Genomic DNA, 21,762 nt, shown 5'->3' with positions numbered 1-21,762 from the left:
AGCGGTCCGATCAGTCACTGTCGCCCCCGCGAAGGGGGCGCAGGTTTGCATGCATCCCGATAGCGCATGCCGCCCTTGGGTCCCCGCCGTCGCCGGTACGACGTGCGGGCCTCGCCACGCAGTTCTTCGCTTACCGCGCGCGCGGGATTCACGCCGTCTCGAAACTACCCCTGACCGGCCGTGGCTCGTCTTGGCCATGCTCGGACACCAGCAACTTGAGCCGCCCCTCGAGCACCCGGAATTCGAACGGCGTCGCCATCTTGCTGACTTCGCCGTCCGCCGCCACCTTCAGGCGCTTGCGCCCATAGAACGAGGGCGTGCGCACCGTCATGGTCTTGAACGGGAAGGCAATGACATCGTCGCTGGCATTGAGCTTGCCAAACGCCCCGCGGACCAGCAAGCCCAATAAGCCGAGCTTGCCCATCGGCTTGGGCGCCAGCGCCACCAGCTGCCCCTCTTCCACCGCCTCGGTCAATTCTTCCATGCCGACCTGCTCCATCTGCAGGCGGTTATTTCCCACAAACAAAGTTGTGGTATGCAGGCGCTGTTCCTTGCCGTCGAGTTCGAGCGTGATGCGCAGGTGGCGGTGCGGACGCAAGGCGATCTTGATCGCCGACAGGAAGGCCACGACACGGCTGCGGCCATACTCGCGCTTGTCGTGTTCGCGCGCTTCGAGCAGCGCCGGATACAGGCCCACGCTGGCATTGACCAGGAAGATCTTGTTGTTGAGCATGCCGATCTGCACCGGCCGCACTTCGGCGCGCAGCATCGCATACACCGCCTCGGCCAGGTCTTCCGGGATGCCGTGGGTGCGGCCAAAGTAATTGAACGTTCCCTGCGGCAAGACGCCGAACAGGCAGCCGGCCAGGACCGCCTGGTGCGCCACCGTGTTGATGGTGCCGTCGCCGCCGGCCGCCACCAACACGCCATCGTTGGCGAGCGCCTTGGCGGCCATTTCACGGGCGATGTCTTCCAGCCGTTCCGGCTGGTCCACCACCTCGAGATGGCAGACCCGCCCCGACTTGTCCATGACCTCGCGGATCGTCGAGATGCGCTCTTCGGTCTCGGAATGCCCGGAACCCGCATTCAAGACAATGTAGAAATGGGCGTCTGGCAGCAGCTCGGTGGATGGCATCGCGGTTCGATTCGATAAGATAAGCGTTGTGGATGCGCCATCGTATCACCGTCAATACCCGGCGCAAGGTGCGCTACTCAACCATCCAGATCGGCCAGGTAGATGTTCACCGGCGGCTGGCCCGGCGCCAGGCTGGCGCGGCGTTCGAAACGCAGGCCCAGGCGCTGCAACAGGGCAATCGACGCCGTATTGCCGGGCGACGTGATCGCCGCCAGGCGCCGGATACCCAGCCCGATCGCATGGCGCACCACCGCCTGCCCCGCCTCGAAGGCGTAGCCGCGCCCACGGTGCTCGGCCAGGAAGGCATAGCCGATGTCGACGTGCTCCAGGGTGTCGCGCTTGACCAGGCCGGACAGGCCGAGCGGCGCGCCGTCTTGCAGACGCTCGACCAGGTACAAGGAGTGCCCATGCTTGGCCTGCATCGCGATCGGGCCTTCGCGCAGCCCGCGCGCTGCCGCTTCGACGGTGCCCAGCTTGCGGTCGCCGATATGCTCGATGAAGGCGGGGTCGTTCGCCAAGGCCAGGTAGAAGGGAGCGTCGTCCTCGGTAACGAGGCGCAGGCGCAGGCGGTCGGTATGGAGGATCTCGGTCATGGCCGGATCATACTACTCGTCCGCGGTCGGCCAGTGATCGGGATCCTGCAGCAGCTGGTACATCACATAGGCGTCGACATAGCCGAGGCGCTTGTGGCGAAATGCCTTGGGCAGCGTGCCGACGATGGAAAACCCCAGCTTCTTCCACAGCCCGATGGCGGCGGCATTGGTGCTGACCACATGGTTGAACTGGATCGCCAGGTAGCCATCGCTGCGCGCTTCATCCAGGCTGTGCTCGCCCATCAGGCGGCCGATGCCGGCGCCCTGCGCCGACGGGCTGACCATGTACGAGGCGTTGGCCACGTGGTGGCCACGCCCGACCTGGTTCGGCACCAGGCGGTACATGCCCAGCACCCTGCCCGCCGCGCTCACGGCGACAAAGCTGCGCACGCCCTGGCCCAGCCAGTAATGGTGGCCGGCCTCGCGCGACGTCGCGGTGGTGAACACATAGCTCTCTCCGGCCACGATGTGGGCGCAAAAAATGGTCCAGATCGCCTCGAAATCGGCTTCCACAGCGGGACGTATTTCAATATCTCTCACAACAGTCAGTATGCAAATGCCAGAACCCGGCGGTCAGTTATTTTGCCTGAGAACTCACAAATAATCACGGAGCATCCTGATTCCCAGAATAGTTGCTTTTGGGCAGCCGGAAATCGACAGCATCGGGCCGCCCTTCCAGGTGCAGCCGGCTGGTGGCCGGCGGCGCTTCGGCCACCACCCGGCCGCGCCGCAGCACGAGCCGGCGCGCCGCGCGCAGCCGGATCGCCTCGACCGCCGAGCCGGCATCGAGGATCACCAGGTCGGCATGGCAGCCCGGCGCCAGGCCATAGCCGTCGAGTCCGAGGATGCGCGCCGGTGTATCGGTGATCGCGCCATAGCAGGCCTGCATGGCCGCCAGCCCCGTCATCTGCGCCACGTGCAAGCCCATGTGCGCCACTTCCAGCATGTCGCCCGAACCCATGCCGTACCAGGGATCGAGCACGCAGTCGTGGCCGAAGGCGACGTCGACCCCGGCCGCCATCAGCTCGGGCACGCGGGTCATGCCGCGCCGCTTGGGATAGGTGTCGTTGCGGCCCTGCAGGGTGATGTTGATCAGCGGATTCGCGATCGCCGCCACGCCGCTTTCGGCGATCAGCGGCAACAGCTTGCTCACATAATAATTGTCCATCGAGTGCATCGAGGTCAGGTGCGAGCCGGCCACCCTGCCCTGCAGTCCCAGGCGCCCGGTTTCGTACGCCAGCGTCTCGATGTGGCGCGACAGCGGGTCGTCGCTCTCGTCGCAGTGCATGTCCACGCGCAAGCCCTGCTCGGCCGCGAATTCGCACAGCAGGCGCACCGATTCGGCGCCTTGCGCCATGGTCCGCTCGAAGTGCGGGATGCCGCCGACCACGTCGACGCCCATGGCGATCGCGCGCTTCAGGTTCGCGAACGCGGTCGGGCTGCGCAGCAGGCCGTCCTGCGGGAAGGCGACCAGTTGCAGGTCGAGGTACGGCGCGACCCGGCGCTTCACTTCCAGCAAGGCTTCCACCGCCAGCAGCCGGTCGTCGCACACGTCGACGTGGCTGCGAATGGCCAGCAGGCCGCGCGCGACCGCCCAGTCGCAATAGCGCAGCGCGCGCTCGACCAGGGCGTCCTGGGTCAGCGCCGGTTTCAGTTCGCCCCACAAGGCGATGCCCTCCAGCAGCGTGCCGCTGCGGTTCACGCGCGGCAGGCCGTAGCTCAGCACCGCATCCATGTGGAAGTGGGCGTCCACGAAGGGAGGGCTGACCAGGTCGCCGCCGGCGTCGATCTCGCGCGCTCCCCGGGCGGCCAGGTGCGGCTCGACGGCGACGATGCGACCGTGGACGACGCCGATATCGATGTGTTGGCGGCCGTCGGGCAGCGTCGCATTGCGGATCACGAGGTCCATGGTTTCTCCTTGGTGGGACGGTAAATTGTAGCAACTTCGGCATATTGACCTTGACGCCGAACAAACAATGCTGCATTGCAATATTACCCGTTGTAAATAAGCCATCGTGGTGCATTGCAACACCCGTCAATCATGGGTACACTCAAGATATTGCAGCGCGCCATACTTGACCGATAGGAAAATCCCATGAATTCACTTCCCGAGCAATTGTCCGCAGCATCGACCAGGCAACTGAGCGCCCAGTTGGATGCGCAGTTCCGCTTCTTTCATACCCTCGCCACCCAGGCGCTCGACAATGCCGGCCGCATCGTCGCGCTGAACCTGTCGGCCTCGCGCGACTCGGTCGAGCGCTCGTCGCACACGCTGCGCCAGCTGGTCGACGCGACCCAGCCGCGCGACCTGCTGGTGCTGCGCACGCACGCCGAGGAACAGGTGCGCAGCCTGTTCAACTACGGCCGCGAATTGTTCAACATCGGCGCCAACGCCCAACCCTACGGCCTGCGCACGATCGCCGCCGCGACGCCGGCCGCGACGCTGACGTTCGCCGCGCCGGCCCCCGCTCCAGAGCCTGCCTCGACATTTGCCGTCGAAAGCGCTCCTGAACCTGCCCCGGTATCGGCCGCAGTACCGGCCCCGGAACCGCTCCCGGCATCGGCATCGGCGCCGGTCGAGCAGGCGCGCTCGCCTGCCCTCAGGGCCGTGACCGACACCAGCGAGGCGGCCGTCGACGACACCGCCCAGGCGATCGACGCCGCGCCGGCGCCGGCCGAGCAGGCAGCGCCGCCCGAGCCCGTCATGGTGCAAGAGGAACCGCCGATCGTCAGCGCCGACGAAGTCCAGGCAACCACCGGCGAGCAGCCGGTGCCGGCCGCCAGGCAGAAGCCGATCGCGCGCGCCATCGCCAAGGGTGCGCCGAAGGCGGCCGTGGTGCCGCAACCGATGGCGGCGCCGGTCGAGGACAAGGATTCGGCCACGGTCGCCCGCGTCCACAACAAGCCCAAGCGCCGCAAGTAAAGCCGCTGCAAACAGGGGTAGCGAAAAGCGCCGGATAGGCAAAACGACTACACTAGCGGGCTCTGGCCCGCTTTTTTTTCGGGCGCATTTCCAAGGATTTCGAATGAGTTTGTCCAGGCTGATCGGCGGCTTCGTGCGCCGACATTGGCAATCCTATGCCTCGTCGGCCGTCATGCTGGTCGGCGTCGCCATCTGTACGGTCCTCATCCCGCGCAAGGTCGGCGCCCTGGTCGACGCCCTCGCCGCCAACCGCCTCGGCCAGCACGACCTGCTGGTCGGGATCGCCCAGCTGGTCGCCCTCGGCGTGGCGATCTACGTGCTGCGGGTCTGCTGGCGCATCCGCCTGTACTCGGCCGCCTACAACCTGGGCGTCGAGCTGCGCACGCGCCTTTATGCGCGCCTGGCGGCGCAAGGCCCGGCCTTCTACCAGCGCCAGCGCACCGGCGACCTGATGGCCCTGGCCACCAACGACATCGACGCCATCGAGATGGCGGCCGGCGAAGCCTTGCTGGCCGCCTTCGACGGCACGCTGACGCTGGTGATGGTGCTGGGGATCATGATGCTGGGCGTCGACTGGCGCCTGGCCCTGGTCGCGCTGCTGCCGTTCCCGCTGATGGGGCTCGCGTTCTGGTATATCTCGACCCACATCCACACCGCCGAAGGCGATGCGCTCAAGCGCTTCTCGGCACTCAACGACCATGTGCAAGAGTCGCTGTCGGGCGTACGCACCCTGCGCGCCCTGGGCCTGGAAGGGCGCAGCGCGAAGCAGTTCGGCGAACTGGCCGGCAATGCCGCGCAAGCCAGCCTGACGGCGCAGAAATGGGAAGCCGCCTACGAGCCGGCGGTCGGACTGGCCCTCACCGCCGCCACCGGCCTCACGCTCGGCCTGGGCGGCTACCTGGTGTGGCAGAACGAACTCACGGTGGGCGCGCTGACCAGCTTCACGATGTACCTGGGCCAGCTGATCTGGCCGATGTTCGCGGCCGGCTGGGTACTGACCCTGATCGAACGCGGCCGCGCCGGCCTGGCGCGCCTGCAGCCGCTGCTCGACGCCCCGCTCTCGGTCGAGGACACCGGCAGCCTCGAGCAGGTCGGCCAGGGCGCGCTGGTGCTGGAGGGCGTCACCTTCGCCTACGGCGGCGCGCAGGCCAATCTGCAGCAGCCGGCGCTCGACCGGGTATCGCTGCGCCTGGAGCCGGGCCAGACCCTGGGCCTGGTCGGCCCGACCGGCTCCGGCAAGTCGACCCTGCTGCGGGTACTGCTGCGCCAGGCCACGCCGCAGGCCGGCCGCGCCGAGTGGGCCGGCCAGCCGCTGGACGCCTACCGCCTGTCGGCCCTGCGCGCGGCCACCAGCTGGGTACCGCAGGAATCCTTCCTGTTCTCGGCTTCGATCGCCGAGAACATCGCGCTGGCCCGTCCCGGCGCGACGCGCGCCGAGGTGATGGCGGCGGCCCGCATGGCCGACATCCACGACGACATCCTGCGCTTCCCGCACGGCTACGATACGCCGGTCGGCGAAAAAGGCATCACCCTGTCGGGCGGCCAGCGCCAGCGGGTCGCGATCGCCCGCTCGCTGCTGGCCGACAGTTCGCTGCTGCTGCTGGACGACGCCCTGTCGGCGGTCGACACCGGCACCGAGACCCGCATCCTCGAACACCTGGCCGAACTGCGCCGGGAACAGCCCGGGCGCGCCGCCATCATCGCCAGCCATCGCCTGTCGGCGGTGGTCGCGGCCGACCACATCGTCGTGCTGAAGGCCGGCCGCGTGGTCGAAGCCGGCACCCACGAACAACTGCTCGCGCTGGATGGCTGGTATGCCAGCCAGTGGCGCTACCAACAACTGGAGGCCAGCCTCGATGCAATCTGAAGCAACGCCGGACAAGTCGGTCGAGCGCGGCATACTCCGCGACCAGGCCAAGCTGGCCACGCGCCTGCTGCGGCGCGCCGCCGCGCCCGAGAAACGCCACCTGATCATCGCCACGCTGTGGCTGATCCTGGCCGCCGGCTTCGAAGTCCTGGGTCCGCTGCTGGGCAAGGCCCTGATCGACGACCACCTGCTGCCGCGCCACCTCGACTGGCCGCAGATGATCCTGCTGCTGGGCGGCCTGGTCGTCACCGGCTGGATCGCGAGCTGGGTGCGCTACCTGCAGCTGATCCGCCTGTCGGGCCTGGCGATGCGCTCTGTGCAGCGGCTGCGCGAATGGGTCTACGGCCACGTGCTGCGCCTGCCGATGGCCTTCTTCGACCGCGCCATCACCGGCCAGCTGGTCAGCCGCGTGACCAATGACACCGAGGCGGTCAAGACCCTGTACATCCAGGTCCTGTACGTCATGCTCGACAACTCGATCGTCCTGGTCGGCACCATGATCGCCATGGCCTGGCTCGACTGGCGCCTGATGCTGATCGTGCTGACGCTGGTGCCGGCGGTGGTGGGCATCGTGTGGCTCTACCAGCGCCTGTCGGCGCCGGCCGTCACCCGTGCCCGGGCCCTGCGCAGCGACATCAACGCGCAGATGGCCGAGTCGATCGGCGGCATGAGCGTGCTCCAGGCCAGCAACGCCGAAGCGCGCTTCGGCGAGCGCTTCCTGGCCACCAACCGCAACCACTACACGGCGCGCCTGGCCGAGTTGCGCGCCAACGCCTTCCTGCTGCGGCCCGCGCTCGACCTGCTCAACGTGGCCCTGCTGGCGCTGGTGATCTTCGCCTTCGGCCAGCGCCAGGTCGGCGCGGTCGAGGTGGGCGTGCTGTACGCCTTCGTCAGCTATATCGCGCGCGTGGTCGAGCCGCTCATCCAGATCACGATGCAGTTCAGCGGCCTGCAGCAGGCGGTGGTGGCGGCGGCGCGCGTGAACACGCTGCTCGACGAAGCGGGCGCGCCGGAACACGATCCCACGCGCGCGCACGATGAAAACGCCTTCGCGCCGGATGCGCCGGCGGTGCGGGTACGTCACGTGGAATTCGCCTACGTGGCAGGCCAGCCGGTGCTGCACGACCTGTCGCTCGACGTGCCGCAGGGCGCGTTCTTCGGCATCGTGGGACACACCGGCAGCGGCAAGTCGACCCTGCTGTCGCTGCTGCTGCGCTACTACGTGGCCGATAAAGGCAGCATCGAGATCGGCGGCCTGCCGCTGGCCGGCATTGGCAACGAGCGCTTCCGCAACGAAGTCGGCCTGGTGCCGCAGGATCCGTTCATCCTGGCCGCGACCGCGCGCGAAAACATCGACATGGGCCGCGCTCTGCCGCTCGAACGGTTGCAGGCCGCGGCGCGCGCGGCGCACGCGCACGACTTCATCGCCGCGCTGGAAGACGGCTACGAGACCCAGCTGGGCGAAGGCGGTTCGCGCTTATCGTCGGGCCAGAAGCAGCTGATCGCGATCGCGCGCGCACTGGCCGGCGAGCCGCGCATCCTGCTGCTCGACGAAGCGACGTCGCGCATCGACAGCGCCACCGAGCAGATCGTGCAGGAAGCGTTGGAAGAACTGCGCGGCAAGGTGACCATCATCGCCATCGCGCACCGCCTGTCGACCATCCGCGAGGCCGACCGCATCATCGTGCTCAACCACGGCAAGATTGCCGAGGCCGGGCCGCACGAGGAACTGATGCGGATCGAGGGTGGCTTGTACCAGCGCCTGTACCTGCTGCAGCAGATCGCCGTTTAAATCCGGCTCCAGTTGAAACACCCGGCTGGTGCGCCGCTGCCGCTCACCAGCAGCGCGCCATGCCGGTACAAGTCCCAGCGGCGCGCTTGCGGCACCGCCATCACGACGACTCCCATGGCGCGGTCGCTCCATACCAGCCGGCCATCGACCGCGTCGAGGGCCGCGAACACCTCGCGCGGGCCGGCGCCGGGGTGGAACACGACGGTAGTCAGGTCTTGCCCCGGCGCCGGCACCAGCGCCCAGGCGCCGGCGCCGGCCGTGCCGGCGGCCAGCAGGGCCATCGCCGCGGTCGCATTGCGCGCTCTTCTGTTGCCACCGCCGTCGCCGCCAGCGTCGTCGCCCTGGCGACGCAGCCAGCGCCAGCCAAGCACCAGCGGCACGATGCCGAACACGGCCAGCCAGAGCAGATCCCACAGCAGCGGATTCGGACTGTCGATGCGGATGCTGTGAATGCCCAGCAGCCAGTGCGACAGCAGCGCGTCGATCGCGTGCCAGACGCCGAAACCGAGCAGCATTGCCCCCACCAGCGGGCGGCCCCAGTCGAGCGCGCCGCGCCGCTGGGCGCGCCACAGGCCGACCAGGCCGGCCAGGGCGACGACATACATCAGCAGGTGGAAGTATCCGTCCCACAATACCTGCAGGCGCAGGTCGTCGATGCCGGGGACCAGGCTCAGGAGATGATGCCATTGAAGGATCTGGTGCAGCAGGATGCCGTCGAAAAAACCGCCCAGCGCGAAGCCCAGCGTCGCGCCCCACCTGGCACATGGTGATCTCAGCATCGTCCTCTCCCGGTCACTTGTCGTGCGGCCCAGTATAGAAGCTGGCGTCGATCGGGACCGCACCGTTGCCGCAACAAATTATGTGTGATTTTTACGCTCGGCTGCCATCACGCGACAATATTTCGTTGTACTACTCAACACGCAGCCCGATCAATTTCTGTTGATTGGCAGCCGTCCAGGGCAAGCACCAGGACATCGTCGCGCCGGCCCTGTATCGGCTGTGTCATTTTTGTGACAATTGAAGAGAAAGTGAAATTTCTACTTTGCAACAGTCATATAATGGACCGTAACCAACTTCCGCCGGATCGCCCGGCGCGACGAGATACGGCATGTTCGCTGCCCTGCACTGCGCATTCGCGCGTTCCCGCTCCCACGCACTGGGCCTGGTCCTGTGCGTGGCATCGGCGCTGGCGTTCGCCAGTGACATTACGCCGCTCGACCAGCGTATCGCCGAAATCCGCGAACTCAACCGCTTTGTTCCCGAGCGCGCGCTGCCCAAGCTGGAAGCGCTCGAGCAGGAAGGCCGCAATGCGCCGCTGGCGCAGCGCATCGAATTCCTGAACCAGCTCGCCGTGGCGCGGCACGGCCTGGGCCACGATGCCCAGTCCCTGGCGCTGGCCAACGAGCTGATCGCCATTGGGCACGAACACGCTCACCCCGGCGCGCTTGCCAAGGGCCTCCTGATGCAGGGGTATTCCGTCTTCGCCCAGCATCGCCCGGGCGAAGCGCACCGCCTGATCTGGGAAGCCGAAAAACTGGCCAACACCACCGACGACATCGACCTGCGCGTGCGCGCGGCGATCTCGTCCGGCGAATCGCATGCCGAGGAAGGCAACCTGCCGGGCGCCCTCGAGCGCCTGCAGGCGGCGGCCGCGCTGTCGCGCAAGAACGGCGATCCGGTCCATATCGTCATGGCCCTCAATTCGCTGGTGCGCCTGTATGCCAAGATGCGCGAGCCCGAAAAAGGCTTCGGGCTGATCGACGAGGCGCTGGCCGCGGCGCAAAAGTCCAATTCGCCCGGCCGCCTGGCGACCATCAGGAACGCCGAATATGGACTGGCGATCGACACCGGCCAGCGCGGACGCGCGCTGCGGGCGCTGCAGGAAGGGCTGGCCCTGGAGCGCTCGATCGGCGCCAACAAGCGGATCGTGGTCTCCCTGATCAACCTGTCGGACTTCTATCTCAAGACGGGCGACTTCAGGCAGGCGACGTCCTATGCCGAACAGGCGGTGGCGGTGGTGCGTCCGCTGAATGACCGGGCACTGGTCGCCACCGCCCACCTGAACCTGGGCCAGGCCCACCTGGGCACCGGCCGCCTGGCCGAGGGCAAACGCCAGATCGGGATCGGCATTGCCGGCTACGAGGAAATCGGCGACAAGCCGGAGCTGCAGACCGCCCTGGTCGAATACGGCCTGGCGCTGGAGCGCGTCGGCGACCTTCCCGGCGCGCTCCAGGCTTACCACCACGAACGCAGGATCTCAAACGAGCTGTTCGAGTGGCGCCGCCAGCAGGCCATGCTCGACCTGCAGGCAAAATACGAGACCGACAATAAGCAGCGCCAGATCGAGCTGCTGCGCAGTGAGAACCTGATCAAGTCGACCGAGCTCGATAACCGCCGCCTGCAGCAGCGTGTGTGGTGGTTGCTGGTGGCGGTGTTCGCGCTGGCCGCGACCGTGGTCGGCCTCCTGTACCGCAAGGTGCGCCATGCCAACGCCCAGCTGCACGAAAAGAACCGCGAACTCAAGCAGCAGAGCGTGCGCGATCCGCTGACGGGGCTTTACAACCGCCGCCACTTCCTGGAATACATGCGCGCGCTGCCGGCGGCTGGCCAAGCGTCCGGCGGCGCCCTGTTCCTGCTCGACGTCGACCACTTCAAGAACATCAACGATACCTATGGCCACGCGGCCGGCGACGCGGTGCTGACCACGATCGCGGCGCGCCTGTGCGAGATCCTGCGCGAGACCGATAGGATCGTACGCTGGGGCGGCGAGGAATTCCTGGCCTACCTGCCGACGGCGCCTGGCGGCAAGACGGGCCTGGACGAGGTGGCCGAGCGCATCCTGGCCGGCATCGGCGCCACGGTCGTCGACCATGGCGGCGCGGCGCTGAGCGTGAACGTGTCGATCGGCTACGCGCCCTTCCCGCTTTCAGTGGGCCAGCAGGCCCTGGCCTGGGAACGGGTGGTGAACCTGGTCGACATGGCGCTGTACCTGGCCAAGTCGCATGGGCGCAACCGGGCGTATGGCGTGCGCGGCTTCGCCGACGACAGGCTGGCCAGCATCGAGGCGATCGAGCAGAACCTCGAGCATGCGTGGCGTGCGGGGCAGGTCGATCTGTCGACCGTGATGGGCGAGCGCGACCTGCCGCGCGCCGCGAACGGCTGAGCGTTCACGGCGGCGACCGACCCACGTATCAGAAGCCGTACTGCATGCCTACCGAGACCACGTCGGCCTTGGCGCCGACTTCTTTCTTCTTGCCATAGCGCTCGTATTCACCGAACAGCGACACGTTCGGGGCCAGTGCATACTGCAGGCCCAACCCGGCGTAGGCGCCGGTATCGCGACTGGTGAAACTGTCGCCCATGAAGCTGGTCTTGGTCTCGTTGTAGGACGCACCCAACTTGCCGTAGGCCGACAATTCGGCATTCACCGGCATCGTATATTTTGCGGCGACATACGTACGCGAACTCTTTACCTGGCCTTGCGGGAATCCCGGCGCGCTGGTCGCGTTGAAGTCTTCGTCGCCGAAGCGCGAGTGGCCGGCTTCGACCGCCCAGTTCTGGTCGATATGGTATCCGCCGAATAGCTTGCCGCCGGCCTGCCAGTCATCGGACGTCTGGTTCTTGGCGCCGGAGACGGCCGCGCCGATATAGCCGCGCGACGTCGTGCCGTCGACGGACAGGCTCTGGGCTTGTGCGGAACCGATGGCGGCCAGGCTGGCCGCAAGCGTGATGAGCAGTTTTTTCATGATGTCCTCTAGATGTCGTCTGGTTCGCAATTCCTCATGAATTGCGTATTGGAAAGGTACACCCATGGCAACCTGGCATGAATAGCCCATGAGTAAGTGGTTGTAACGAAACTCGGTCGGCCGTGCGGGTCTTCGGCCGGGCGTCGCGACTTGCCTGGGGAATGCGCGCCGTTCGCAGCACGATGGGCGCCGATACGGCATATGCATCTCGTAACCTCTGGATACATAATGGCCGAGGCCACGTCCGGTCAGTGTCGGTCTTGGCCATGTCAGCGACGGGCCAGCTACACGGCCGAAAGAGCAGGGCCGACAAGCGACGACGACTGGCTGTCGACGTGGCGCTCCGCGCTGCGGCGCGCCAACGCGTCACCCGATCGAGGACGATTGCGCCGGCATACAGCACTGTTGCATCGCTATTCATGACCGGACCCATCCAGCGACATCGAGGATGGCCTGGGCGAAGTGCACTGGCGCCTCCTGCGGCAGGTTATGGCCGACGCCGCCGGCCAAGTGGCGGTGTTCATACTTCTTCAAGAACTTTCTGGCGTAGGCCTTGGGGTCCGGATGCGGCGCCCCGTTGGCCTCGCCCTCCATGGTGATGGTCGGCACCGCGACATTGGGGAACGTGGCCAGGCGCCGCTCGATGTCTTCGTATCGTGGCTCGCCTGGCGCCAATCCCAGGCGCCAGCGGTAGTTGCTGATCGAGACGGCCACGTGGTCCGGGTTGTCGAACGACCTGGCCGAGCGGGCGAAGGTCGCATCGTCGAACTTCCACCCGGGCGAAGCCAGCTCCCAGATCAGGCGCGCGAAGGCGTGCGTGTTTTCGCGATAACCGCGTTCGCCGCGTGGCGTGGCAAAGTAATACTGGTACCACCACTGCAGCTCGGCCTTCGGCGCCAGCGGCTTGAGATTGCCTTCCTGGCTGCCGATCAGGTAGCCGCTGACCGAAACCAGCGCCAGGAAGCGCTGCGGCCACAGGGCGGCCAGGGTGGTCGCGATGCGCGCGCCCCAGTCGAAGCCGGCGACGATGGCGCGCTCGATCCCGAGTGCGTCGAGGAAGGCCAAGGCATCCGCAGTGAAGCTGGCCTGCTGGCCGTTGCGTGGCGTGTCCGGCGACAGGAAGCGTGTGCTGCCATAGCCGCGCAGGTGCGGCACGATCACGCGGTAGCCGGCCGCGGCCAGGATCGGCACCACGTCGATGAAGGCGTGGATGTCGTAGGGCCAGCCGTGGAACAGCACGACCGGCATGCCGTTCCGTGGCCCGGCATCGACATACCCGACTTCGAGCACGTCGGCGCGGATCTGGCGGATGTCGGTGAAGGTGTTGCCGGCCGGCGAAATGGCGCTGGCGGCGCCGCCTATCGCCCCGGCGCTGCCCGCTGCGGCCTGCACGGAGCCCATCAGGCCGGCCTGCGCGGCCACGATGCCCCATGCCGCGGTGCTCAGAAAGCCCCGGCGCTTCAGGTTGGTGGTGTCATGCATGAAGTTCTCCTTCCCAGCTTGGAAAATGGTGGCTCACGGGGCTTGGGCCAGCAGGGCCTGGATCTTCGCTTCGGTCTCCTGGCAGGCCCCTTCGCCAAAGTGCGTATAGACGATGCGTCCGCGCTTGTCGATCAGGTAGACGGCCGGCCAATAGCGGTTCGCATAGGCTTCCCAGGTGGCGTAGCGGTTGTCCTGGGCCACCGGGTACGGGATGCCGAAACGCTTGATCGCGGCCTGCACGTTCGCCGTCGAGCGTTCGAACGGGTATTCGGGGGTATGCACCCCGACCACGGCCAGGCCCTGGTCCTTGTACTTCTCGTGCCAGCGTTTCACGTTGGGCAGCGTGCGGATGCAGTTGATGCAGGTGTAGGTCCAGAAATCGACCAGCACCACCTTGCCGCGCAAGCCCTGCAGGGTGAGGGGCGGCGAATTGAGCCACTTGTCGATGCCGGTGAATTCCGGGGCGGTCTCCCCCCTGGCGAAGGGCGCGCCGTGGGACGAAGCGGCATTGAAGAAGGTGGCGCCGGCGAGCAGCATGGTGAACAGGCTTTTCATGATGGTTTCTTTCAGGGAGAAATGAAGTTGGCGAGGTGGGCATACAGCAGGACGTCATACTGGAAATAGATGGCGGCGGCGGTGGCCAGGATCAGCGCGCCGAACAGCTGCTGCAGGCGCTCGGCGTGGCGGGCCACGGCGCGGATCCGGGTGCGGACGAACTGGCCGCCGTAGGCGATGACGAGCATCGGGATGCCGGCGCCGACGGCGTACAGCAGCAGCAGGCCCGCCGAGCGGCCGGTGTCGTGGGCCTGGGCCACCAGCACCAGGATCGAGGCCAGCACCGGGCCGGCGCAGGGCGTCCAGACGGCGCCCAGCGACATGCCCAGCAACAAAGCGCCGAGGTTGCCCGCGCGTTCGTGACCACCGGCGGGCATCGCGCTACTCACCAGAGTGGCCAGGCGGTTCATCAGCCAGGCATAGGGCGCCTTCCACAGCATCGCCACGCCCAGCACGGCCAGGATGGCCAGGCCGGCATGGCGCAGGGTTTCATGGGCCAGCACGACGTGCTGCGAGGCGCTGGCCAGCAGCATGCCAAGCGCGGCGAAGGCAATGACGAAGCCGGCCACGATGAACAGCGGGCGTGTGTTGCGCTGCCCTGCGGCGCGCTGTTGCAGGGCGCCGCCCAGGACGATGGGCAGGATGGGCAGTACGCAGGGCGAGGCGATGGTCAGCACGCCGCCGAGCAGGGCCAGTGGTGCGTCGATGGGAGTGATCATGGTTACGGTCTCGTGTCGGGATGACCGTATTGGACCGCCGTGGCGTATCCGGGATGTGTCGGGGATGGGCGTTCTTGCAATCTACTGTACCCGGCCGCGGCCCGGATACACTGGCATACAAAACCACGCCGCGGTTGAGATATAAATACGGCACTGCTACTCTTGAACCGACGCTTTATCCGGTGCCGACCATGGAACAACCCGACCATATCCTGATCGTCGACGACGACCTCGAGATCCGCGAACTGCTGGCCAGCTACCTGGAAAAGCAGGGCATGCGCGCCTCCACCGCCGCCAACGGCCGCCAGATGCGCGCGCTGCTGGAGCAACACCAGGTCGACCTGGTGATCCTCGACCTGATGCTGCCGGGGGAGGACGGCCTGAGCCTGTGCCGCGACTTGCGCACCGGCAAATGGCGCACGCTGCCGATCCTGATGCTCACCGCGCGCGACGAAGAGACCGACCGCGTGGTGGGCCTCGAGATGGGCGCCGACGACTATCTCACCAAGCCGTTCGCCGTGCGCGAACTGTTTGCCCGCATCCGCTCGGTGCTGCGCCGCGCGCGCATGCTGCCGCCCAACTTCGAGGTCAGGGAGCCGGGCCGCTTCCTGGTTTTCGGCGACTGGCGGCTCGATACCGTCGGGCGCCACCTGCTGGATGCCCAGGGCACGATGGTGGCCCTGAGCGGCGCCGAATACCGCCTGCTGCGCGTCTTCCTCGACCATCCGCAGCGCGTGCTCTCGCGCGACCAGCTGCTGAACCTGACCCAGGGCCGCGACGCCGACCTGTTCGACCGCTCGATCGACCTGCTGGTCAGCCGCCTGCGCCAGCGCCTGCAAGACGATGCGCGCGAACCGCGCTACCTCAAGACCTTGCGCAGCGAAGGTTATGTGTTCTCGTGCGCGGTCGAGGTGGCGGACGGCCCCCCATGAGCGCAGCCTTGCCACGCTGGCCGCGCACGCTGTTCGTGCGCCTGGCGCTGATCCTGTCGCTCGGCCTGGCGCTCGCGCATGCCCTGTCCTATGTCCTGATCATGAGCGAACGGCGCGAAGCGGCCGTGGGGCTGATGCTCGGCTACCTGGAGCAGGACGTGGCCAGTTCGGTGGCCCTGCTCGACCGTCTGCCGGCCGCCGAGCGCGCCGCCTGGCTGCCGCGGCTCGCGCGCCGCACCTACAGCTTTTCACTCGGCCCCGGCGACCTGGGGCATCCGCCGCACACCGCGCATTCGCGCCGCGTCGCCGACGCGTTCATGGATGCCATCGGCCGCCAGTACCGGGTCACCGCCTGGGCAGTGCCGGGTTACCCGGACCGGGTGCAGGCGCACGTGATCCTGAGCGACGGCGCGCAGCTGACAGTCGACATGCTCCCGGCCGGCCTGCCGGTCTCGAACTGGCTGCCGGCGGTGCTGCTCGGCCAGCTGGTCTTGCTGGCGGCCTTCACCTGGGCCGGCGTGCGGCTGGCGACCCGGCCGCTGGCCCAGCTGGCCGACGCCGCCGACCGCCTGGGTCCCGACCTCAAGTCCGCGCCGCTGCCCGAATCCGGCCCCCAGGAAGTCACGCGCGCGGCGCGCGCCTTCAACGCCATGCAGGCGCGCCTGGCCGGCTACATGACCGAGCGCACCCAGATCCTGGCCGCGATCTCGCACGACCTGCAAACCCCGATCACCCGCATGCGCATGCGCGCCGACATGCTCGACGACAGCGTCCAGCGCGACAAGATGAACCGCGACCTGCTCGAGATGGAAGCGCTGGTCAAGGACGGCGTGGCCTATGCGCGCACCCTGCACGGCGCCCTGGAGCCGCCCTGCCGCGTCGACGCCGATGCGATGGTGCGCAGCCTGGTCGGCGACTACCAGGATGCCGGCCGCGCCGTGACCCTGCGCGCCGGGGCCGGCGCGCCTGGCGCGGGCCGCTCGATCGACACCCGCCCGCATGCGCTGCGGCGCATCCTGGGCAACCTGGTCGACAATGGCCTCAAGTATGCGGGCCAGGTCGAGATCGGCATCGAGCAAGCGGCCCCGGGCGAGCTTGCCATCCTGGTACGCGACTTCGGGCCCGGCATTCCCGCGGCCGAGCTGGAGAAAGTATTCGCGCCCTTCTACCGCCTGGAAGGGTCGCGCAGCCGCGATACCGGCGGCGCCGGCCTGGGGTTGGCGATCGCGCGGCAACTGGCGGCGACGCTGGGAGGCACGCTCACGCTGGCCAACCATCCCGAGGGCGGTCTGCAGGCCCGGCTGGCGATCCGCGACCTGGCTCAGGCCCAGGGGCCCATCTAGGCCGCCTCACGCGCGAGCGGCACGGTCACGCCCACCCTGGCGCCACGGCCGGCGGCGCTGTCCACGGTCAGGCGACCGCCGATGCGGGCGGCGCGCTCGCGCATGCCGACCAGGCCCCAGTGCCCATCGCTCCGGCCGGCCTTCAGCACCGCGTCCGCGATGCCGCGCCCGTCGTCGGCCACTTCCAGCGCCAGTTGGCCACGACCATAGGCCAGGCGCACGTCGATGCGCGTGGCGCCGGCATGGCGGAACGCATTGCGCATCGCCTCGCGCGCGATCTGGGCAACCTCCTCGGCCAGCGCCGGTTCCAGGTGCACGGCGCTGCCGCTGACCTCGAAGCCGGCCGCGACGTCGGGATAGCTTTCCTGCAGCCGGCACAGCGCATCGCCGATCACGCGCTCCAGGGAAGCGCTGTCGTTCATGCGCAATTCCTGCAGCTGGTCGCGGCCCTCGGCGATGGCGTGGTCGGTGTCGTCCAGCACCTGTTCCAGCCTGGCGCGGGTGGGATCGCCTTGCGGCAGCGTGCGCACCACGGTGTCCAGGCGCAGGGTCAGGGCTCCGACCGTCTGCAGAAAGGAATCGTGCAGGGTACGCGCGATGCGCTCGCGCTCGGCGCTGCGCACGTGCAGGCGCTCGGCCAGGCGCCGGGTGAGGTAGCGTACGCGATAGCGGTACAGCACGTACGCAAGGGCTGCTGCCGCCAGTGCGCACAAGGCCAGGAACGGGCGCGTCTCGAACAGGGTCGGCGCGACCTGCAGGTCGAGGGAGGCGGTGTTGGCGCTGGCGACGCCATCCTCGTTGTGCGCGCGTACCTGGAAGCGGTAGGCGCCCGGTCCCACATTGGTGTACCAGGCGGCGCGTCGGTTGCCGGCATCCTGCCAGTCGCGATCGACGCCTTCCAGCAGGTACTGGAAACGCAAGCCATCCGGGCGGCGCAGCCCGAGCGCCGTGAATTCGATGCCGAACTCGTTCGATCCCGGCGGCAGCGACAGCGCGCCGGTGGCGGCCAGGGAGATACCGCCGGCTTCGGCGCCCAGGATCTGCATCCGGGGCGCATGCGTGTTGCGCGGCAGCGCCGCGCTGTCGATGCTGACCACGCCCCCCGATGTGGCCAGCCAGATCCGGCCCCCGCCGTCGGCCACGGCGGTGGGCAGGCGCGTCTCGGTGACAGCCTTGCCGGGATAGCCTTCCTGCGCCCCGAACAACTGGTAGCGCAGCAGCTGGTCGGGGTCGGCCAGGCTGCGCCGCCAGTCCTGCGCGCTCACCCGCAGCACGCCGGCCGCGCCGTTCAGCCACATGTCGCCGTCGGGAGTGGCGTGGATGCCGGTGACGTTGCGCAATACATCGGGTTCGTGCGCGCGCAGAAGGTGTATCCGCCCATCCTTCAGCACCCCCATGCCCCGATCGCCACTGATCGTGACGCCGCCTTCGGTGAAGATCGCCGACGCCAGGCCGACGGCGGTGGCGTCGAAGGCCTGCTGGCGGCCGTCGTCATAAAGGACCAGCGTGCCGTCGCCCAGTCCGAGCCAGAGCTGTCCGGGACCGCCGACCGCCGACACGTAGATCATGGGCGGCAGGTTGAAGGCGCTGCGCGGCCGCCACTTGCCGTCGACCCGCCCCATGAGTCCGATCTCGGGCGAAGCGATCCACAGCACCTTGCCGTCGTCGCGCATGCCCATCAGGCGCAAATCGACCGGCTTGCCGTCGGGCCCCGGCGGCAATGGAATCTGCTCGACCTTGCCGCGATAGCGCACCTCGATGCTGCGCCGCTTCCCCAGCAACAGCGCGCCGCGGCGGTCGTTGCCCACCACGATCACTTCCTGGCCGCGCTCGACCTGCGGCGCGCGGCCGGGCTCGATGCGCCACAGGGCGTCGTTGCGCTGCTCCGCGACCCAGACCACGCCCTCGGTGTCACGCGCCAGGCTGTAGTTGTAGCCGGCCGCCGACATCGGCGAGCGCAGCACCCGGCTCTCGCGGAATCGGTCCAGGCCGTGCTGGGTCGAGATCCACACATTGCCTTCCATATCTTCCAGCATCTGCTCGGGATCGTCCCCCGACAGGGACGGCATCGCGATCGTGTCACCGGCACCGTCGGCGACGCTGAAGGCGGCATCCGGCAGCGCGCCGGCGCCGTAACGCAGGCGCACCTGCGGCCCGGCGTCGAGCGACCATAGCGTGCCGTCCCTGTCGAACATGCTGTCGACCCGCGTCTCGGACTGGTTGAACAACTCCGGCCGCGGCAGCGCGCGGCCATCGGGCGCTCCCGGCAGCAGCCGCATGCGCCCGTTCTTCGCCAGCCACAGGCGGCCGTCGGGCGACATCGCGAACCAGCCGCCGCCCTTGGCGACCCGCACGAAGCAGCCGCGCCGGCGGTCCAGGCGCCAGGCGCCTCCGGGATCGGCAACCCATACCTGGCCATACTGGTCGACCAGCATACTGAGCGGGCCGCCCGGCTCCGGAGCGCCATCGAACGGCACAGCATGCCAGCGCCGGCCGTCGAAACGGTGCACGCCGGCCTGCACACCGGCCCACACGCTGCCATCGACATCGAGCGCGGTAACCTGGATGGGGCCGAGCGGCTGCTCTGCGTCGGGCAGGTCTTCCAGGCGACCGTCCGGATGCAGCATCGACATGCGCCCGGTCGCGTACGTGATCGTCAGCCTGCCGTCGCGCTGCGCGCCCAGTGAATAGATGCGGTTACGGGCCAGCAGGCCGCGCTGCGGCAGCGCGTAGCGCGCGAAGCTATTGCCGTCGAAACGGTACAGGCCATCGAAGGTGCCGAGCCACAGCCAGCCGTCGGGCGTCTGCGCCATCGACGTGATCGGTGACGGCGCGCCTTCGAGCCCCGTCCAGCGGGTGTGCTGGGCATTGGCCAGGCCGATGGCGGGGTCGAGCGCCCAGGCGGACGCGCCGAATGACAGCAGGCACAAGGCGCCGAGACTCTTCAGCAGGCAAGACGGCAAGGATGCGCTGACCATGGCTGCGAGGGAGCTCCTACTCTTGGTGGGTATTTTGATACCGAAAATATACGCCATGCTCGGTGGAAATGCACGACAAAAACGCGACATCGCAGCGCTACGATGCCGGCTCCTTTACGACCGCAGTCCACCCTGTCCCGCCTATGCTCTCTCTACTCCAGCGCCAGGCTGGCGCTCGCCGCGCTGGCGACGCCGCCGGCGGGCGCCGCCCCGGTTCCCGCGTTCGCGCTGGCGCCCCTCGCGCAAGCCCATACCTGCGCCGACCATGCTGAAAAGCCTGCGCCAGGAGATGAAGTCGCGCATACCGGTGCTCGTCCTCACCGCCAAGGACCAGCTCGAGCACAAGCTGCACGGCTTCCTGACCGGGGCCGACGATTACGTGGTCAAGCCGGTGGCGCTGGCCGAACTCGAGATGCGCCTGCGGGTGCTGGTGCAGCGCACGCGCGGCGCGATAGCCGAACCGCAGGCGCTGCGCAACTCGGCGAAGCAAGGCGGCGGCCAGGGCCTGGGGCCGTTCCTGACCAAGGGGGGTGTGCGAGCGCTTCGGGTGGACGCTGACGATGTCGGCCAATCCCTCGCACGGCACGCTGGGCGGAAATGACGTTTGAAGGACGCCCCGCATGGGCAGCGTTCAGTCGTCGCCGTTGATCTCGTCCGCCTTGTCCTGGATCTTCTGGCCGGCGCGTTCCACCGACTTGCCGACTTCCTCGGTGGCGCGGTCCAGGCCGCGGCTGGCTTCCTCGGTCGCGTCCTTGACCTTGTTGCGGGCTTCGACGACCGCGTCGTCGACCCTGGCCAGTTCGTCCTGCACCGAATCGGTCACCTTGGCGCCGGCATCGTCCAGCGTCTTGCCGATGCGCTGCGCCGGACCTGCGCCGTCCTCGTCACGGCCGCAGCCGGCCAGCGCCATGAACATCAACGGCACCAGCAGCGCCCTGGTCATGGTGGCTTTCATTCCCTGCTCCTTGCGGTTTTATCAACGCTTTCCATGATACACCGGGCCACTCGCCGTGAATATCCTCTCGAGGTCAGCCGCCGCGCTTCGGATCGGCCAGCGGATGGCTGCGCCGGCGCCGTTCCTCGCGCGTGCAGGCGGCGGCTGCCGCATTGAGCGCATCCTGCACCTTGCGCAGCTGCTGCTCGCTGGCGCGCGTCTTGCGCAGCGCGATCAGCTCGTCCTGCGCTTGTTTCGGCTTGCACTCCTTGGCCAGCGCGATCGCCGCGCTCATGCGGCGTTCGATCCGCGCCTCGGTGGGCTTGGTGAGCATCCAGGCCAGCCACAGGACGCCGAGCGCGACCAGCCACCAGCGCAGGCGGATCGGCCTGCGTGCCGGTACGGCCGGCCGGGGTGGCGCGCCGGGGCGGACCGGTGGCGGCGCAGGCGGCTTCAGTGGCGCGGATGGCACCGGCGGTGGCGGCGGCGGGGCTGGTGGCGGCGGTGCTGGTGGCGGCGGTACTGGCGGTGGCGGTGCTGGCGGCAGCGGCGGCTGCCGCGGCTGCGTTGCTGCGGGCGCCTGCGGCGTGAGCGCGACCGGCTCCGGCCGTTTCACGAGGCTCGGCGCCGCCGCCGACGGCGTGACGCCAGCAGCGGCCGGCTGCTGCGCCACGCCGCACCACGGACAGAAATCGACCCGGCGCGGAAAGGCGCGGCCGCAGCCGGCGTTCACACAGCGATGCAGGGACTGGGCTTGCTCCAT

19 protein-coding genes are annotated in these 21,762 nt (G+C 68.2%); 7 read left to right on the top strand and 12 right to left on the bottom strand.

Annotation, left to right across the window (positions count from 1 at the left end; genetic code table 11):
- Nucleotides 1-148 precede the first annotated feature (148 nt).
- The 4 genes from AC56KW_RS17495 to AC56KW_RS17480 form a co-directional block, all read right to left on the bottom strand.
- A complete protein-coding gene (locus AC56KW_RS17495; protein ID WP_497171954.1) occupies nt 149-1,135 on the bottom strand; it encodes a diacylglycerol/lipid kinase family protein in 987 nt (328 codons plus the stop codon).
- A 77-nt stretch (nt 1,136-1,212) separates the two neighbouring features.
- Complete coding sequence (locus AC56KW_RS17490; protein WP_497171953.1) at nt 1,213-1,728, bottom strand: GNAT family N-acetyltransferase; 516 nt, start codon at nt 1,726-1,728, stop codon at nt 1,213-1,215.
- Nucleotides 1,729-1,740: 12 nt separating this feature from the next.
- On the bottom strand, nt 1,741-2,268 hold the full coding sequence (locus AC56KW_RS17485; protein ID WP_497171952.1) for a GNAT family N-acetyltransferase: 528 nt from the start codon (nt 2,266-2,268) through the stop codon (nt 1,741-1,743).
- A gap of 64 nt (nt 2,269-2,332) precedes the next feature.
- Nucleotides 2,333-3,637, bottom strand: coding sequence for an amidohydrolase family protein (locus AC56KW_RS17480; RefSeq protein ID WP_497171951.1), 1,305 nt, complete (start codon nt 3,635-3,637; stop codon nt 2,333-2,335).
- Nucleotides 3,638-3,823: 186 nt separating this feature from the next.
- Here AC56KW_RS17480 and AC56KW_RS17475 point away from each other — a divergent pair, with 186 nt between their 5' ends.
- The 3 genes from AC56KW_RS17475 to AC56KW_RS17465 all read left to right on the top strand — a co-directional run bounded on the left by AC56KW_RS17475 (nt 3,824) and on the right by AC56KW_RS17465 (nt 8,310).
- Nucleotides 3,824-4,651: a phasin family protein gene (locus tag AC56KW_RS17475; protein WP_497171950.1), complete on the top strand. Its 828-nt coding sequence runs from the start codon at nt 3,824-3,826 to the stop codon at nt 4,649-4,651.
- Between the two features lie 103 nt (nt 4,652-4,754).
- Nucleotides 4,755-6,518, top strand: coding sequence for an ABC transporter ATP-binding protein (locus tag AC56KW_RS17470; RefSeq protein WP_497171949.1), 1,764 nt, complete (start codon nt 4,755-4,757; stop codon nt 6,516-6,518).
- Nucleotides 6,508-8,310: an ABC transporter ATP-binding protein gene (locus AC56KW_RS17465; RefSeq protein WP_497171948.1), complete on the top strand. Its 1,803-nt coding sequence runs from the start codon at nt 6,508-6,510 to the stop codon at nt 8,308-8,310. Before AC56KW_RS17470 ends, AC56KW_RS17465 begins: the two co-directional genes overlap by 11 nt.
- On the opposite strand, the gene AC56KW_RS17460 is transcribed toward AC56KW_RS17465, so the two are convergent.
- The gene (locus AC56KW_RS17460; protein WP_497171947.1) at nt 8,307-9,089 is read right to left on the bottom strand and encodes a DUF2243 domain-containing protein; all 783 of its coding nucleotides are present in this window, start codon (nt 9,087-9,089) and stop codon (nt 8,307-8,309) included. The genes AC56KW_RS17465 and AC56KW_RS17460 overlap by 4 nt on opposite strands.
- A gap of 329 nt (nt 9,090-9,418) precedes the next feature.
- On the opposite strand from AC56KW_RS17460, the gene AC56KW_RS17455 reads away from it, so the two are divergent.
- On the top strand, nt 9,419-11,473 hold the full coding sequence (locus AC56KW_RS17455; RefSeq protein ID WP_497171946.1) for a tetratricopeptide repeat-containing diguanylate cyclase: 2,055 nt from the start codon (nt 9,419-9,421) through the stop codon (nt 11,471-11,473).
- A gap of 28 nt (nt 11,474-11,501) precedes the next feature.
- Here AC56KW_RS17455 and AC56KW_RS17450 read toward each other — a convergent pair whose 3' ends face one another.
- The 4 genes from AC56KW_RS17450 to AC56KW_RS17435 form a co-directional block, all read right to left on the bottom strand.
- Nucleotides 11,502-12,056, bottom strand: coding sequence for a porin family protein (locus tag AC56KW_RS17450; RefSeq protein WP_497171945.1), 555 nt, complete (start codon nt 12,054-12,056; stop codon nt 11,502-11,504).
- A gap of 417 nt (nt 12,057-12,473) precedes the next feature.
- On the bottom strand, nt 12,474-13,538 hold the full coding sequence (locus AC56KW_RS17445; RefSeq protein ID WP_497171944.1) for an alpha/beta fold hydrolase: 1,065 nt from the start codon (nt 13,536-13,538) through the stop codon (nt 12,474-12,476).
- Nucleotides 13,539-13,571: 33 nt separating this feature from the next.
- A complete protein-coding gene (locus AC56KW_RS17440; protein ID WP_497171943.1) occupies nt 13,572-14,093 on the bottom strand; it encodes a thioredoxin family protein in 522 nt (173 codons plus the stop codon).
- A gap of 11 nt (nt 14,094-14,104) precedes the next feature.
- The gene (locus tag AC56KW_RS17435; protein WP_497171942.1) at nt 14,105-14,812 is read right to left on the bottom strand and encodes a cytochrome c biogenesis CcdA family protein; all 708 of its coding nucleotides are present in this window, start codon (nt 14,810-14,812) and stop codon (nt 14,105-14,107) included.
- Nucleotides 14,813-15,003: 191 nt separating this feature from the next.
- On the opposite strand from AC56KW_RS17435, the gene AC56KW_RS17430 reads away from it, so the two are divergent.
- Entirely contained in the window at nt 15,004-15,744 is a 741-nt protein-coding gene (locus tag AC56KW_RS17430; RefSeq protein ID WP_497171941.1) for a response regulator, read from the top strand.
- Nucleotides 15,741-17,087 (top strand): ATP-binding protein, encoded by a 1,347-nt coding sequence (locus AC56KW_RS17425; RefSeq protein WP_497171940.1) that lies wholly within the window; start codon nt 15,741-15,743, stop codon nt 17,085-17,087. The genes AC56KW_RS17430 and AC56KW_RS17425 overlap by 4 nt, the downstream gene beginning before the upstream one ends.
- Here the strand turns inward: AC56KW_RS17425 and AC56KW_RS17420 are convergent.
- Entirely contained in the window at nt 17,084-20,065 is a 2,982-nt protein-coding gene (locus AC56KW_RS17420; protein ID WP_497171939.1) for a sensor histidine kinase, read from the bottom strand. The two genes, AC56KW_RS17425 and AC56KW_RS17420, sit on opposite strands and share 4 nt — an antisense overlap.
- 265 nt (nt 20,066-20,330) lie before the next feature.
- Here AC56KW_RS17420 and AC56KW_RS17415 point away from each other — a divergent pair, with 265 nt between their 5' ends.
- Nucleotides 20,331-20,666, top strand: coding sequence for a response regulator transcription factor (locus AC56KW_RS17415; RefSeq protein WP_497171938.1), 336 nt, complete (start codon nt 20,331-20,333; stop codon nt 20,664-20,666).
- Nucleotides 20,667-20,696: 30 nt separating this feature from the next.
- Here the strand turns inward: AC56KW_RS17415 and AC56KW_RS17410 are convergent, their stop codons facing one another.
- Together AC56KW_RS17410 and AC56KW_RS17405 are read right to left on the bottom strand one after the other, a co-directional pair.
- Nucleotides 20,697-21,020, bottom strand: a complete 324-nt coding sequence (locus tag AC56KW_RS17410) for a hypothetical protein (RefSeq protein ID WP_497171937.1) — start codon at nt 21,018-21,020, stop codon at nt 20,697-20,699.
- 73 nt (nt 21,021-21,093) lie between these two features.
- Nucleotides 21,094-21,762, bottom strand: coding sequence for a hypothetical protein (locus AC56KW_RS17405; RefSeq protein WP_497171936.1), 669 nt, complete (start codon nt 21,760-21,762; stop codon nt 21,094-21,096).

This window comes from Telluria sp. RT2P19, from assembly GCF_059685725.1.
This window is presented reverse-complemented; position numbering and strand designations above follow the sequence as displayed.